The sequence below is a fragment of the Novipirellula rosea genome (genome assembly GCF_039541335.1).
Taxonomy (GTDB): Bacteria; Planctomycetota; Planctomycetia; order Pirellulales; family Pirellulaceae; genus Novipirellula; species Novipirellula rosea.
This window is the reverse complement of record NZ_BAABGA010000018.1, coordinates 292,343-308,993: the sequence shown is the minus strand read 5'-3', so window position 1 is coordinate 308,993 and position 16,651 is coordinate 292,343. Positions and strand designations below refer to the sequence as shown.

The 16,651-nt window shown below is 55.5% G+C and carries 9 protein-coding genes; 5 read left to right on the top strand and 4 right to left on the bottom strand.

Features of this window, described 5'->3' with window-relative positions; all coding sequences use genetic code 11:
* Positions 1–121: 121 nt before the first annotated feature.
* Complete coding sequence (locus ABD971_RS07740) at positions 122–1,276, bottom strand: fatty acid desaturase family protein (RefSeq protein WP_345320894.1); 1,155 nt, start codon at positions 1,274–1,276, stop codon at positions 122–124.
* Positions 1,277–1,613: 337 nt separating this feature from the next.
* Entirely contained in the window at positions 1,614–3,533 is a 1,920-nt protein-coding gene (locus ABD971_RS07735) for an OPT family oligopeptide transporter (protein ID WP_345320892.1), read from the bottom strand.
* 187 nt (positions 3,534–3,720) lie between these two features.
* On the opposite strand from ABD971_RS07735, the gene ABD971_RS07730 reads away from it, so the two are divergent.
* The 5 genes from ABD971_RS07730 to aat all read left to right on the top strand — a co-directional run bounded on the left by ABD971_RS07730 (position 3,721) and on the right by aat (position 11,863).
* Positions 3,721–5,280: a sulfatase-like hydrolase/transferase gene (locus tag ABD971_RS07730; RefSeq protein ID WP_345320890.1), complete on the top strand. Its 1,560-nt coding sequence runs from the start codon at positions 3,721–3,723 to the stop codon at positions 5,278–5,280.
* Positions 5,281–5,359: 79 nt separating this feature from the next.
* The gene (locus ABD971_RS07725) at positions 5,360–6,493 is read left to right on the top strand and encodes a lactonase family protein (protein WP_345320888.1); all 1,134 of its coding nucleotides are present in this window, start codon (positions 5,360–5,362) and stop codon (positions 6,491–6,493) included.
* Positions 6,494–6,671: 178 nt separating this feature from the next.
* Complete coding sequence (locus ABD971_RS07720) at positions 6,672–7,952, top strand: beta propeller repeat protein (protein WP_345320887.1); 1,281 nt, start codon at positions 6,672–6,674, stop codon at positions 7,950–7,952.
* Between the two features lie 10 nt (positions 7,953–7,962).
* On the top strand, positions 7,963–10,545 hold the full coding sequence (locus tag ABD971_RS07715; protein WP_345320885.1) for a DUF4838 domain-containing protein: 2,583 nt from the start codon (positions 7,963–7,965) through the stop codon (positions 10,543–10,545).
* A gap of 658 nt (positions 10,546–11,203) precedes the next feature.
* Positions 11,204–11,863, top strand: coding sequence for a leucyl/phenylalanyl-tRNA--protein transferase (gene aat, locus ABD971_RS07710; protein WP_345320883.1), 660 nt, complete (start codon positions 11,204–11,206; stop codon positions 11,861–11,863).
* Positions 11,864–11,885: 22 nt separating this feature from the next.
* Here aat and ABD971_RS07705 read toward each other — a convergent pair whose 3' ends face one another.
* Both ABD971_RS07705 and ABD971_RS07700 read right to left on the bottom strand, forming a co-directional pair.
* The gene (locus tag ABD971_RS07705) at positions 11,886–13,280 is read right to left on the bottom strand and encodes a DUF1501 domain-containing protein (RefSeq protein WP_345320881.1); all 1,395 of its coding nucleotides are present in this window, start codon (positions 13,278–13,280) and stop codon (positions 11,886–11,888) included.
* A gap of 36 nt (positions 13,281–13,316) precedes the next feature.
* Complete coding sequence (locus ABD971_RS07700) at positions 13,317–16,421, bottom strand: PSD1 and planctomycete cytochrome C domain-containing protein (RefSeq protein ID WP_345320879.1); 3,105 nt, start codon at positions 16,419–16,421, stop codon at positions 13,317–13,319.
* Positions 16,422–16,651: the final 230 nt, after the last annotated feature.

Here is a 16,651-nt window from a genome sequence, read left to right as displayed (position 1 = left end):
TCCAGCCTGTCATAGCATCCTCGACATGCTGGAAGCCTATCCCACATTGCAAAATCCATAGTATTGCAATCAACGTCCCCCGCGATCCAAACGTCGAACCGCAAACGATCGGCGGCGCTCTCTACGTGGACGCCTGATGACTTGCAGCTTGCATTGTCGTGTGTTGTCGGTTCCGTTTGACCAAACTGATAATGCCGGCCGTTAGCGAGCGTTCCTCCGTCAAACGATACGGTGAATTCGCAGGCAATGACGCCATCAAACGGCGATGTGCCTCGGGTAACGCGTGATAAGGCAGCGAGGGAAACAGATGGTGCAGTGCGTGGAAGCGTGTTCCCACCGGGCCCCAAAGTTCAGTGATCCAAGCGTGGTGGGGATAGTTCACCGAATCAAGCAGCTGATCCAAAAATTCCATCTCTTCGCCATTGTTGGACCAGCGGTGCGACCCAATCGTGCGTACCGAATTCAGGAAGATGATGCACACCGACAACAGGTAGGCATGGATCAGGAACGGCGTCGGCCACTGGCCCACCGCCAATGGTGCGATCACGACGATCACAAGGCTCCACAGAAAACAACCTAGCTCTTGGATGTAGATGATCTTTAGTGTCTTCTTCGTTGGCAGCGGACGGATATAGGTCGGATCCATCACCATCGACGAAGCGTGTTGATGGACAAATGCTCGAAACCCGGGAATGACCCAGGCCAGCGGAGTGAGCACGAGAAAGCGAACCATCGCCACGATCGGAATGACGAAACACCACGAAAGGTAGAACAGAATTTGCCACCCTCGTTGATGTTCAAGCGGCAGGTATTCGCCATCATGATCGGTGCCATAGTGTTTGCGGCGATGATGATCGATGTGCGTGTAGTAGACAAACGAAGGAATCAAAAACGGAATGCCGCAAAGCAAATTCCACACGATCCGGAACCATTTCAGCCGCTCGTTGGTGCGTTGATGGACCACTTCATGGATGAACAGTGACGCTCGGTAGAACAGCAGGACCGAGGCGAAGAAGAAGAACGTTTGCTCGAACGTGCCTTGAAACCCTTGATGACGTCCGTAGATCGGACCGCCGTAGACTTGGGTGAAGCAGAAGGCCCCCGCCGCATAGGTGAGCAGAAAGTCGGTCCAATAGATCCAGGCTTGTGCTCGAAATAGATCGCCAATCAGACGACGGCTTTCGGTAAATGAAAATTCAGAGGAACTTGTTGTGTTGGTTGACATGATTACGGCTGTCGAAATTTGCGAGGCCAAACTGTTTTGAATTTGGTTCATTCGCGTCGCTCATTGAGCCCCTGCGTGGGGCCTGCACTCCCGCTGCGAAAACCCTTCAGTTCCATTCGGTTTAAAGGCAGCCAAACCGAACCGACGATGCTCGCGGCGAGCCTTAAACGATTCGGATTTCACATCGCCTGCAGCGAGTGCCATCGGCTCCCCAGAACGAACGGTACTTAAGGGGGGTGGCACCGGGCGGGGATCTGTCGAGACGCGTCCACCTATGTTCCATCTTTAGTCTATTTCGGCTTGAGATAAGTTCAAGTTTATTCGAATTGCCAGCTTGTTATGGATCTGCTGTTTGGCATGCTGCGAACAGCTATTCGGCGGCAAAGTTTTACGATGAGCGGGGCCGCGTCATGATGAAGAACAAGATGACAATCGCGACCGCAACCGCCACCGTCAGCGTCGTTAGCACGTGTGCCGAAAGTTCGAGGTTCATCGCGGTGATTCCGAATGCGGCCAGACCAGCGAGCCCAACGGCGGTCAATGCTTCACCCGCAATCACGCCGGATGAGAATAAAATACCGCGATGCAATACACGGTCATGTTCGGCGGGGGGTGTGTTGCTTGTGGACAGCTTGGCGATGATGCCACCGATCAAAATCGGTGTCGCCAACCCAAAGGGCAAATACATACCGACAGCAATTGGCATCAGGTGGGCACGATGTTTCGTTCGTCGTTTCAGAATTTCATCGATGATCAAAATCACAATGCCCACGCCGGCACCGACGCCGATCAAATTCCACGGTAATTCCCCTTCGCCGGCGAACCCGCGTGCCAGACTGGCGAACAAGCTGGCTTGCGGGGCCGACAATTTTTCGCCACCAATGCCGCCGGGCGTATTGTTGTGTAGCAGTGTCAGCACCGGTGCCATCACAAATGCGGCAACCCCGACGCCACCGATCTGCATGATCTGTTGCCGAAAGGGGGCGGCGCCCACGATCGAGCCCGTTTTTAGATCGTTGCAAACATCGCCGCTGGTACACGCGACACAACAAACCACAGCGGCGATCCCCAGCGTGGCGACCATCCCTTGGGTGCCCGAGTAATTGAACAACCACAGCAACCCGCCCGCCGCCAAGACTGCGGTGATCGTCATTCCCGAGACTGGGCTATTGGAATTTCCGACCAGCCCCACGATGTAGCTGGCAACGGCAGTGAAAAAGAATCCCATCGCTAACATCACGAGCGTGGATAGCATGGTGACGCCAACATCTTCGGTGAAACGATAATTCAAAATCGCCAGCATGACAGTGCAAGCGATTCCGAGCGTCAGGATCAACCCCGACGGAATGTCGCGTTCGTGTTCGGTACGCACGGGCGTCTGGCCCCGCAGTCCTTGGGAAAGCTCACGCACCGCCGCAATCAACCCGGATCGCACCGCAAACAGAGAACTGATTCCGCCGACGACCATCGCGCCGACGCCGACGTAGCGAATTTCACTGCTCCAAATCGTCCAGGCACCGTCGATTGGGTCAGCGTAATCACTTGCTCCGCCAAGCAGTGGGATGCCGATCAGCCACCCCAACGTACCACCGATGAAAATTAAAATCGCGACATGCAAGCGAACAATAAAACCGACTGCGACCAGCATCGGTGACAAGTCGCCTCCGAAATAGAAGATGCGATCGCCCGCCGTTTTTGCTATTTGCAACGAGTCCTGAACGATCCCCAGGAACCCCGCAGCGACTTTGAACAGAGCACCGACGATTCCGCCAATAATCAAACCTTGCGCCGCATCGTGTTGCTCGTTATCGGCTTCGCCCGCTTCTAAGACCGCTGCGCAGGCGACGCCTTCGGGGAAGGGCAGTTCGGGATTATTGGCGACAAAGACGCGTCGCATCGGGATCATAAACAGGATGCCCAACAGCCCGCCGGTCAGCGCGACCATCGAAACGGTCCAGAAATCAAACGACTGCCAATACCCGATCAAGATCATCGCAGGCATCGTGAAGATGATACCCGCAGCCAGCGACTCGCCCGCCGAGGCGCACGTTTGGACTTGGTTCGCCTCCAGTACGGTGGATTGACGAAACAGCAGCCGGAACAACAACATCGCCATCACCGCAGCCGGGATGGATGCCGAAACCGTCATGCCGGCCTTTAATCCGACGTACACATTTGCGGCTCCCATTACGACCGACAACAGTAGTCCCAGCACGATCACACGCAGAGTTAATTCGCCGCCCCCGAACGAACCGTTTGCGGTGGTCACAGGCGGCGTACTGGGATCGGGTGTCGTCGGGTCGTTCATCAATTTTTCTTGTTTGCAGTTTTGAATTTGTGATTTGAGGCTTCTTCGCCCACACACCAGTTCGCGTCAGTTAAAGTAAGAGGCTCCGAATTCCATTTGCGGATTCCTACCGGCCTTTCCCTCCCCCCCCCCTATCGTATCCGCTTTCGCCTCACGAACTCCCCACTTCCACGGTTCCCTTCCCCCGATGAATACACTGCATCCATTTCTGTTGTCGTGCCTCGCAGTCCTCGTAACGATTGCGTCCGCGGCGGCTCAGACGCCCCAAGCCAACCGCCCCAACGTGATGGTATTTCTTGTGGATGATATGGGAGTGATGGATACGTCGGTGCCATTTTTGACGGACGCCGAAGGGAATCCCAAACGTTATCCGCTGAACGATTATTACCGCACCCCCGCGATGCAGCGGTTGGCGGATCAAGGCATTCGTTTTAACCAGTTCTGTGCCATGAGTGTTTGTTCGCCGACGCGAAATTCGATCATGACCGGACAAAACGCCGCTCGTCATCGTGCAACGAACTGGATCAATCCCGAAAAGGATAACGCGGGGCCGCACGGAGCACCGGATTGGAATTGGGAAGGTCTGAAAAAAGGGGACGTCACGCTCCCAAGTGTTTTGAGTGATTGTGGTTATCGCACGATTCATGTCGGCAAGGCACACTTTGGGCCAGAAGATCATGAAGGTGCCGAACCGCTGAATCTTGGGTTCGATGTGAATGTGGCCGGAGCCGCCTTTGGAGCCCCCGGAAGCTACTATGGTGAAAAGAACTATGGTCACGGGACCAAACGTGCCAATCACGCCGTGCCACACTTAGAAATGTATCACGGCAGCGACACGTTCTTGAGCGAGGCGTTGACGATCGAAGCCAAAAAGCAGGTCACTGCAACGGTGCAAAGTGGCGAGCCATTCTATTTGTACTTTGCTCATTATGCCGTGCATGCCCCGTTTGATTCGGATCCTCGCTTTGCCGATCACTACAAGGATTCGGGCAAACCGAAGAATGCCCAAGCCTTTGCGACGCTGATCGAAGGCATGGACAAGTCGCTTGGCGATATGCTTGATCACTTGGAAGAACTCGGCGTCGCCGAAAACACGCTGGTGCTGTTCCTTGGCGATAATGGCTCGGATGCACCGCTTGGACATCAGCACCAAGTCGCGTGTGCGGCGCCACTGCGAGGCAAGAAGGGAGCTCATTACGAAGGCGGTATGCGAGTGCCCTTTATTGCCGCTTGGGCGAAACCCAATGCGGACAACGCTTTGCAAAGCAAGCTTCCGATTCCCGCCGGGGCGATTCAGAGCCAGATTGCTGCGGTACAAGATCTGTTTCCGACCATCACAAAGCTGACCGGGTGTGACGTTCCCTCGGATCATGTGGTCGATGGAGAGCATTTGCAAACGCTGCTCACTGGAAAGTCCGACTCGGATCGTCCACAAACCTTCTTGATGCATTACCCTCACGGACCGCATCGCAGCAACTACTTTACCACTTGGCGTGACGGCGATTGGAAGGTGATTTACCACACCTTGCCCAAGGAAAAGACCACGGGCGGATTCATTCAGTTCGATGGCGGGTATTACGAACTGTTCAATTTGAAAGACGATCCCTTTGAATCGAACAATCTCGCGAATTCGCATCCGCAAGTACTGCGGCGGATGATGACGGGGTTGATTGCGGAACTCGAAAAACACAACGCTGTCTATCCCGTGGACGATGCGGGAAACGAACTCCGCCCGCAGTTACCATAAACGGATCAAGGCATGGTTCGTAAAACCGAGAGTCTATTGTTTCCGCGTTTTTTATCATCCAAGTAATGTAAGAATAGAAATGCGTCCATCCATTCTTTCCCTCTTCGGGCTTCTTCTTCTCTCGCTGTCGGTCGCTGCTGGCGAACCAGTGGTTTTTGTCTCGGCGTTTAAGTCGGGCGAAGAAGGCGCGATCCATGCCTTTCGTTTCGATACGCAAGCGGGAGAATTAAAACCGCTAAACCAAAGCACCGGCATTGGCCAACCGTTCTTCATGGCACTCTCGCCCAATGGACAATTCTTGTATGCCATTGATACGGATCAATTCGGTGGCGACCAGGATGAATGGATTGCGGCATACGCGGTCGAAGGCGAGACGGGAAAGTTAACACGTTTGAACCGACAATCGGCGCGCGGTACCGCGTCGTGCTATCTCGATGTGGACGCCAGCGGAAAGTCGGTGGTGGTTGCGAACTATGCTTCCGGCAGCGTGGCAGCACTACCGGTACGCGAGGATGGATCACTCAAAGAAGCCGCCTCGTTTATCCAACACAAAGGATCCAGCGTGGATCCCAAACGTCAGAAGGGGCCGTTCGCACACAGCATCGTGATCAGTCCCGACAACCGCTTTGCACTGGCGGCCGACTTGGGACTCGACAAAGTGCTGATCTATCGATTCGATGCGGCCAACGGGAAACTGGTCGCAAACGACGAACAGCCGTTCGTGGACTTGCCACCCGGTTCGGGACCTCGCCACTTGACCTTCGATCCGAGCGGCAACCGAGTGTACGTCATTAACGAGCTGAAAAACACGGTGACCTACTTCACCTATGCCGCGGACTCGGGCACGCTAACCCTTCAGCAAACGATCTCGACATTGCCTGAAGGTTTCTCCGGTACGAGCCATTGTGCGGATTTGAAGATCACGCCGGATGGCCAGTTTTTGTACGGTACCAATCGTGGTCACGACAGCATCGCGATCTATCGCATCGGTTCCGACGGCCGGTTGAATCGGGTCGGGATCAAGTCGAGTTTGGGTGGCGGCCCACAGAATTTGTTGATCACGCCCGATGGCCGCTGGTTGCTCTGTGCGAACATGACCGGCAACAACGTGAGGGTGTTTCGAATCGATTCAAAGAACGGTGGATTGACCGCCAACGGGGATCCGGTTTCGGTCTCCATGCCAGCCTGTCTACGTTGGTTGCCGGCAACTTAAACCGTTCAACACGCAGTTGAAAGTGATTGATAATCACAACCCCACGCGTAAGCGTGGGACCGCGTCAGAAAAATAGTCCCTCGCTTACGCGTCGAGTTGGCTGAACCGTGAATCAATGCATTTACCGAATGGCCTGTTCTAGCGTCCTTAACGACATCTAAAGATGAGTATCCAAGCAATGAATTCTAAAGCCAACTCGGACTCGCCGTCTGCTGCAACTCGCAGACAATTTCTTGCCACCGCCACCGCCGCTACTGCCGGCGGTTTGTTCTTGCCCAGCCGTCAGCTTTACGCGGCAGCGCCGGGCGTCGGTGAAACCGATCATTTCTGGTATCGGCTTGCGCCGCAGCATCCCTACATCGATTCGCAGCGAGAAAATAAGGCGTTTGGATTCGGGCTCGGCAAAATTTATCTGTCCGAAGACAACGGAACGACGTGGCCACATGAGGCGGTGTTTCGCAATGCGGATAACATCACGTTCAGCTGCATTCTTGGTAATGGAAATATTCTCTTTGCCACGCGGACGAAGCTCTATCTCAGCACCAATAATCTGAAGACACACAAACAGATCATCGTCAAAGATCTTGATGGCAGCGATTACATACCGCACACGCCGCTGGACCCTAACGCTCCGGGGTGGTACTTCCATCCGCTCGATGGCGAGCATACCTGGGACGTAGGCGGGACGGAAATGTTGGTGTGGGGCAATTACTGTAACGTGCTTGGCGGCGCGGTTCCCGTCAATATTTATTACTCGACCGACCAAGGGCAAACGGTCAAAATTGCTTACGCGTTTGGGAAAAATCCAACCTTCCAACAACCAGGATCTAAGGAACGCGATCGATTGGGCAACCCCGATAATCCGGTGGTGGCTCGGCACATTCACTCGGTCGCCTACAACCCGGCCGAAAATGCATTTTACGCCTGCACCGGCGACCACGACCGCGACGATGTGCACGAGTGTCATTGGTTACGTGGCACTTATGACGCCACGAGTGATCGATGGGATTGGAAGGTATTGGTGTCGGTCAATTCCAACTCGCGTTTCAAATCGGGCGGCATCAACTTCGTCGACGGACGACTCTATTGGGCTGCCGACGCCAATGGCAACAACGGCACGATGCCTCATGATCGTGGACTTTTTTACTGCGATCCCGCCGACCTCGCTAATGTGGAAAAGCACACGATGATGTTCAATCCGAAATACGAGTCGGCGAACATGATCATCGAACACGACGTGATTTTGTCGGCGCATTATGCCCCTGCTTCGCCTTATGACACGGGCTTTATCATTTCAACGGACATGGGCAAGACGTGGGCTCATTACGACTTGAAACAGTTTGGCAAACGATCCCCCACCCGTTTTCATAAAAAGAATAGCGATGGATGGTTCCGAGTCGATCTGCGAAAGGGATGGATCGAGCGAGGCGAAGTGCTGTTCATCAAACCCAAACCGTGAGTGATCGGTCATGCTGAATCTGAAACGTCGATGCCGTTGCGCGGGAGTGTTCGTTGCCCTCGTTGTAGGGTGGATCGTCCCGCTAGGTTCGTCGCTGGCTCAGACGCCGCCGGAAGTCATCTTGGCATCGGAGGGGCAATCGCGGATGCCGGTTTTGGTTCACGACGAAGCCGATGCGGAGGTGCGTGAGGTTGCTGACGAGCTGGCCGACTATCTCGGCCGCATCAGTGGGACGACCTTTTCCGTTGAAGAGGCTGTCACAGGCTCGGGAATCGCCGCAGGGCAGCGTGGGATCGTGGTCGGATTGGTCTCGAGTTTTACCGACCTTCCGTTTCCAGTTGACTTTCCATCGGGTACAGCGGTTCGTGATCAATACATGTTGCGAACGACACGCGATGGGCTTTATTTACTTGGTACGACCCCGGCGGCAGTCCAATCTGCGGTGTGGGACTTTTTGCATCGCCAAGGCTATCGGCTGTTTTTTCTCACCGATACTTGGGAAGTTGTGCCAGAACGTTCGCATTTGACCGCGGCAATCAATGTCGTCGAGCAGCCCGATTATGTCACACGGGAAGCACCTCGCGGTGCACCGTGGTCGGACCGGGATTTGTGGAATCGGTGGCAGCGACGCAATCGCATGAATTCGTCGTTTGCGCTGAGCACTGGGCATGCCTATGGCGGCATCGTCCGTCGCAATGCGAAAACGTTTGCCGAGCATCCCGAGTATTTTGCTCTAGTAGCCGGGGAACGACCTCGCGGTGGGAATGCCAAGTTCTGTGTCAGTAATGTCGGGCTGCGGCAAGTTGTTGTCGCAGATGCCATCAAGCAGGTGAAGGATCATCCCGAACGTGACAGTGTTTCGCTCGACCCGTCCGACGGTGGCGGGTGGTGCGAATGTGAAGCGTGTCGCGAAATGGGCAGTGTCAGTGACCGGGCAGTGACGCTTGCGAACGACGCCGCCGCCGCGATCAACGACCTCGGGTTGGGGGAAAAGTATGTGGGTATGTATGGTTACAATGAACATAGTCCGCCACCCAGCATCAAGGTTCACCCCAACGTCGTGATTAGTGTGGCGACCGCGTTCATCCGAGGTGGCCACTCAATCGAAGAACTCGTCGAGGGCTGGCAAGCACAGGGTGCGGTCCTGGGAATCCGTGATTATCACGACGTCTTTGCGTGGAGTCATGATCTTCCTCGCAGCGCACGCGGTGGTAACCTTGACTATCTCACTCGCACAATTCCTTGGTTTCATGAGCACGGCGCACGGTTCATGAATTCCGAGAATATGGATAGTTGGGGCGCCAATGGGTTGGGTTATTGGATCACCCCGCAACTGCTCTGGGATGTGGACAACGCCGAGCGAGTGGATGCGATTGTCGAAGACTTTCTCGAGCATGCGTTTGCCGGGGCGAAAGAGCCGATGCGTACATTTTATGCATTGATCAACCGCGACCATGACTCGGTTCGTTCGCACGAAGACGTGGTCGCGCGGATGTATCGTGCACTGGATCAAGCCCGAACGTTGGCGCGGGATCCGCAGGTGCACGCCCGAATCGACGATCTCGTGCTCTATACTCGCTATCTCGATCTCTATGGCGATTACCGAAGCGCCGACGGTAAGGCGAGACAGCAAGCGTTTGAGCGGGTATGGCGACATGCCTATCGAATGCGCGACCGGATGATGCTATCGACTGTCGCCCTTTGTCATCGTGATCGATTTCGTGATCGCAGCGTGCAAGTGCCGGAGCAGGCAAAGTGGAGCGTAACGGAGCCGGAAAACCCTTGGAAGAGCAGCGAGCCGTTTGACGAAGCGGAGATTGCCGAGTTGTTGGCTGCGGGAATCGCGGCGAACCAACCGACGGTGCTCGACTTTACGGCAAAAAAATTCAGCGATGATCTCGTGCCCGCGACACAATTGAATTTGCCGCATGTGCCGCCGGGGCGTTACGATCAACGCGGTCGCGGACGCCAGCAAGTCTATGTGTGGCTTCCTGAAAATCATCGCAAGATCGAATTGGACGTGACCGGCGGGATGATCAAGCACTATCGTGATCGCGGCAACGTCAAGTTTTCGCTTTATTCGTCCAAAGAAGCGACGCTCGACGCCGTCGATCAAAACGACAGCGTGCCTCCAGACGGAATGCCGCGGCGGATCGTTCTGACCAGCCCTCATCAGGGGCTGCATCGAATCGAGTGGAGCGATGGAAGTGATATGACAAAGGTGGTTTTGCCAGCGGAATTGCCGTTGACGATTCGCTCGACGTTGGAAAATCCGATGCGACTGGGTGGACGCTGGGACCTCTATTTCTATGTCCCTGGTGGCACCGCGGTAGTGGGCGGTTACAGCGACGCAACTCGAGGGAAGATGCTTGACGGAGACAACCAAGTTGTCTTTGACTTCAGTACGATGGACGCGGCTGGGTACTTCAGCGTGCCGGTGCCGGAGGGACAAGACGGAATGCTTTGGAAGTTCTCGGATTCTCGCGGCAGCCGGATGTTGATGACCGTTCCGCCCTACTTGGCGACGAGCGTCGAGACGTTGTTGTTGCCGCGCGAAGTGATCGATGCCGACAAGAGGCCGTCGCCGCGCTAATGGGTTCGAGCTAACGATTCCCCTCCTGCCGAGAAAATGCCAGCGCCAATTGGTTCTCTTTCTCTTTTCTAGCCTTCCATCTTCCAACCACTACGTCGCGGTTTCTTAGTCGCGTTCGTGATCGCGAAACGGTCCGCACGAATTAGCCAGGGTAAAGAAAGGCTAAAAGATCTGGGATCGACGTTACCGTCATTGGTGGACTGTCCTCCCATTTCCTAACCTTGTGCCCGATTAACCCGTGCGATCAGGCAATGCGTTTTACGTTTGATGTTTGATTTCCGGATTCATTTGAAACGAATGCGACGTATGGCTGGCTTGAAGATGGTTCACTGGATCAACGTCAGCGATCGTCTCGTGCGACTGGAGTCGGCCGGAAGAAAAGGTTAGAAAATAAAATGGTTAAAAAATGGAAGGCCAGCGTAGACTAGATTCATGAATGGCCTGTCGGTTTTTATATCTTCTAACCCTCCATTTTCTAACCTCCTCTTCGTACCTCATCAGTAACGTTGCTTGGCAACGAAACCACTAGCGCGAATAGTGCGGAAATGTAATCGGTTAAAAGAGGGAAGGATTAGAGATTGGGGACCGATGTGGTTGCGGTGGAGGCGTTCTGAATAGCCGGTTGATTCCGGAGTCCTTGGCGGGATAGCATGGGCGGATGGAGATTGCTGCCCTGCGAAACGATGACCCGACTTGGTTTCCCCCTTTGGAGGCTGCAATTTGCGCCGACGGGGTCGATGGGTTGTTGGCCGCCGGAGGCGATCTGAGTAGCGAGCGTTTGCTTGGTGCGTATCGCAACGCCATCTTTCCTTGGTATGACGAACAGGGGCCGATCCTGTGGTGGTCGCCTGATCCACGTGCGGTGATCTTTGCCGACGCGATCTATGTCTCAAAAAGTATGGCCCGGCTGATCCGTCGGCAGACGTTTCGCGTGACTTGGAACCAAGCGTTCGAACAAGTCGTTCGCCAGTGTGCGATGCCTCGAAACGGCAATCCCGGCACCTGGATCTTGCCGGAAATGATCCAAGCGTATCAGCAATTGCATCTCAGCGGGCATGCCCAATCGTGCGAGATCTGGAGCGGCGAAGAATTAGTCGGCGGTATTTACGGCGTCACGATCGGCAATGTATTTTGCGGCGAATCCATGTTCCATCGCCAAGCCAATGCGTCCAAGTTGGCACTGATCTCGGTCGCTCAAAGTGGGCAGTTCGATGTGATCGATTGCCAGTTCCCAAGTGAGCATCTGTTGTCGATGGGCGCCGAAATGATTTCTCGCGACACGTTTGTTGGTTTGGTAAAGTCGGCGATGGACAAGTGAACGGTGACTCGGATTTCGCCATTCACGCTAGAATCTCTGTAGGCACGCGTCCGTGCACGTCAGTCAAGCGGAAGTCGCGACCGGCGTAACGATAGGTCAATCGCTCGTGGTCGATGCCAAGTAGATGCAGGATGGTGGCGTGCAAATCGTGCGTGTGGACCGCTCCTTCGGCTGTCATGATGCCGTGTTCATCCGACGCACCATGCACCATCCCTCCCTTCACTCCGCCTCCGGCCATCCAGGACGAAAAGCAGTGGTTGTGATGTTCACGGCCGGGATGGTCCGCTTTTTGGTGAAATGGGGTGCGGCCAAACTCCGTGGTCCACACCACCAGAGTGCGATCAAGCATGCCTCGTTGTTTCAGATCGGTTAGCAAACCGGCAATCGGTTGGTCGATCGCTTTGGCCAACCGTTGGTGGTCGCCCATGTTCCCGTGCGAATCCCAGTTCGAGCTCGACCCGACATCAATCAACTCCAAAAAACGCACGCCGCGTTCAGCCAATCGACGAGCAACAAGACATTGCCAACCAAACCCGCTCGTGGCACCTCGTTGTAAACCGTACATCTTCATCGTCGCTTCGGACTCGCCCGACAGATCGAATGCTTCGGGGGCTTCACGCTGCATCCCAAACGCGGTTTCAAACGATCGGATGCGAGCATCGAGTGCTTGGTCGGCTTCGCGTTGTTGCAAATGCGCACGATTCAATTTTTCCAGCATCGCAAGTTCCATCTGCTGCAACTCGTCAGGAACTTTGGCGTGAATGTTCGGAAGCGGTTGGTCGCCCGGCATGACGTGCGTTCCCTGGTGACAGGCAGGCAGAAAATCGCTGCCCCAGGTTTGTGCACCCGCATAGGGAGCCGCCGGGGCAAGCACCATGAACGACGGCAGATTTTGGTTCTCGGTCCCCAGTCCATAGCTGACCCACGCCCCGGCACTCGGTCTGGCGAATTGGGCTGATCCGGTATGAGCCGCCAGCGTTGCCTTGTCGTGACCGTCGCTCTCGCAGTGCATGGCGTTCAGCACGCACACGTCGTCGATCACCGACCCCAGGTGTGGGAACAGGTCGCTGACCCAGGTGCCGCTTTGCCCATACTGTTTGAAACCCCATCGAGGTTTGATCAGGAACCTTTCAAATTGGCCCGTTTTGTTCAGCCACCGCGATGCGGTGATCGACTTGCCATGGTCGGCGGTCAGCCGAGGTTTGTGATCCAAGGTGTCGACGTGAGACACACCGCCGGTCGAGAAAATGAAGATCACACGATCAGCGGTGGCGGGGAAATGACCTGGTTTGGCACCCAGCGGGTCGGTCGCTGCGGCTTGGATTTCGTTCCACATTCCCGCCAACGCTAACGCACCAAAGCCGCCCGAGGCGCGGTGTAAGAATTCGCGACGATTCGTTTGCAGAGGAAGGTTCATTGCTGATCTTGGGATAAAGGGAGCCGAGCGGGTTGGCTAGTCCACGTACAGAAATTCATTGCTGGATAACAACACGCGTGCAAACGCGGCCCAGGCGACGATCGAATTTGCTGGTTCTGCGTTTTCGACTGTCGCCAGTTTGCGGTGGTAGATGTCCAGAAACGACAGCGTCTCGTTGACCTCGGCGTCGGTCGCCTCGCGGCCCAGCACGCTCTGGTAGGCAAAACGGACTCGCGATGCATCGTCGCCTGGGGTGGCTAACAGCCGCTTGGCAAATGCCTCGGATTGTTCGTGGACAAATGCTGAGTTCATCAGGAACAACGACTGAGTCGGCGTCGTTGTCGGCAACCGCTTCGCCACGCTGGTGTTCGGATCGGCTGCGTCAAACATCGCCAAGAAAGGATGGCGGCGGTTTCGCTGGACCATCAGGTAAATACTGCGGTGATTGGATTCATAAACCGCATGAAACGGTCGGTGGATGGTAAAGGCCCATTGGTCGACCGGGGGAAACGGATGGGATTGCGGAACGGTGCGGTCGAGTTGGCCGCTGATAGCGAGCATCGCGTCGCGGATCGATTCCGCGTCAAGCGGTCGTCGCGAGTAACGCCACAGCCAACGATTGTTCGGGTCGGCGGTAAGGTTTTTGGCGTGATCGTCACTCGAAAGCATGTAGGTGCGTGAATTCATGATCTGGCGATGAAGTGACTTGATCGACCAACCCGATTCAATGAACTCTGACGTCAACCAGTCGAGTAATTCGGGATGACTCGGGGATTCCCCACGAGCTCCAAAATCGCTTGGCGTGGTCACCAAACCTTGGCCGAAGTGCCATTGCCAAACCCGGTTTACAAACACGCGTGCGGTGAGTGGGTTCGAAGGGCGGGTTAACCAATTGGCTAGTTCCAACCGTCCGCTACCGGGCGAGTCAGGCGGCAGCGTGTCCCCGCCGAGAACTTTCAAGAAACGTCGCGGAACTTCGTCGCCGAGTCGCTCAGGTTCACCACGTTGTTGTAGCCGCGTGTTGATTGGTGTCCCCTCGCTGACACCGTAAGCGACAGGATACGCGGGCGTTGCGGAAATCGTGTCGCGTTGTTTTGTCGCTGCTGCCAATTGAGCATCCAATTCCGCCAGTCGCTGTTCCGTGCCTGGGGCCGGTTCGGGGATCACCACAGGACCGCTGCCCGGGATTCCAAACGGGGTTTCTTGCAGCCCAATGTTGTCAATATCACGCGTTGGTGCGGGGCCGCTGACATGCCCGATCCCATCACAAATGAACGTGTCGACGATCCCATCCCAATTTGGGCTGAGTGGTTTGTCGTCGAAGCCGCTGAGGTCGTCGATCGTGCCGACGATGCCCGAATAGGTTTTCTTTTCATGGTTCAGGCTAACTCGCAACGTGTACCAGGTTCCTGGTTCAAGCGTGCGAATGACATCCCACTGTCCACCGCTGCGAATCGCAAACTCGGTGGCGGTCACACTGCACTCAACGGCCAGCGATTGGACCACTCCGCGTCCCAGAAAGAAGCGATAGGCGGCTTGTTGTGTGGCATCCGCAGCGGTTCGAAAGTCGATCGTAAAGTGAATTTGTTTTTCAGGTTTCGCATGCAAGGCCCGATCAAAAACGTAGCGGATACCATCGTGCGATCGACTCGTTCCCACACGGACACCACGTGTGCCCGCCGGGTGAACGTGAGTGAAGGGGCTTTGGGCATCAGCGTGGACCGTGTTCGGCCCAGAGGAGAGCCAGGACTTGGCGGGTGGTTTTCCAAACGGTAGTTCCTCGAACCCGAGGTCGACGCCGCCGACAAATGATTTTCCATCGAGCGCCGCTCGGTCTTGTTTTTTCCGTGCGATTTCCTCGTCCAAACGGGCGAGGTCGTCGGCTTTGGCTTTATCAAGCCTCGCGGCCTCGGCGGCGGGCAACAAGGGAGGAAAGTGAGCGGGCCGTTTGTGCACCTCGCCTCCGGGGAATGCCCATTTCGTGCTTTCAAAAATGCCGTACAGGGCATAGTAATCCTCTGCCGACACCGGATCGAATTTGTGATCGTGACAGCGGGCACAACCTAGGGATAACCCCAAGATCGAGCGGCCCACCGAATCGATCACGTCAGCGAAATCAAGGTATTGATAATCAGGCTCGGGGGCGTACCCGTAACGTTTTCCGATGGCGAGAAAACCGGTCGCGGTGACTCGTTCGGCGTAGCGGTCCACAGGGCCGGCAGAGGCCAAAATGTCGCCCGCGATTTGTTCGCGAATAAACTCGTCAAACGGTTGATCGCGGTTCATCGCATTGACCACCCAGTCACGATATTTGCCTGCTTCTCGAACCGGATAATCCGCACCATCGCCAGCGGTGTCTGCGTAACGCGCGACATCCAACCAGTGGCGTCCCCAACGTTCACCATACGCGGGCGATTGCAGCAGACGGTCCACCAACGATGCGAACGCGTCCGGCGATGAATCGTTCAAGAATTGCTGGATCTCCGTCGGAGTCGGAGGCAACCCGGTCAAGTCGAATGTGGCACGACGAATCAAGGTGCGTTTGTCCGCTTCGCCAACTGAAGTTAATTCTTGTTTGTCAAGTTCCGCTCGAATGAAAGCATCGACCGGATTAGCCATCCAGCGTGTGTCATTGACCTTGGGGCACGATGGTTTTGACAGCGGTTGAAACGACCAGAACTGTTTTGCCGTTTCGAGATCCATTGCGTCGCTCGCCGATCCGCTCTCGGGTGTATCGACACGCGGATCGACGGCTCCTTGTTTGACCCAGGTGACAAGGTCGGCGATCTGAGCCGAAGTGAGTTTGTCTTCGTCGGGCGGCATCTGCGCCGCGTCACCGGAATCCTTGACCGCATGGATCAGCAGACTGTTCTCGGGATCGCCGGGGATGATCGCGACGCCGCTGTCTCCGCCGCGGAGCCAACCTTCGCGTGAATCGAGCCTAAGTCCTGATTCTTGTTTCTTCGGGCCATGGCACTCAATGCAGTGCGTGATCAGCAGCGGACGGATCTGGGATTCAAAGAAATCGTCCGCATGACACTTGGTGGGCTGCGGCAAGCAAAGAAACGCCCCTCCAATCATCCCACAAGCGAAGCGGGTAAACGCTCGGTTACGTCGACGTTGTTGATGGATTGATTGCATTTCTATCCACTTTCTTCGTAACGGTTTGGCAAGGGCGTGCGTCGATGGCGGGAAAGGTTGGCGACACACTTGGTGGGCAACTTGCCGGGGATGGCAAGTCGATGGTTCGAGAAGCGAGAAAGCGACGTGCTGTTTAAAAAATACAGTCGCTCAGCCACCCGGAACTACTCTATACATTTTCGTGATTGTATCGCATTCGCACTCTACCGAGGGCGAATAATGTGGCGGGC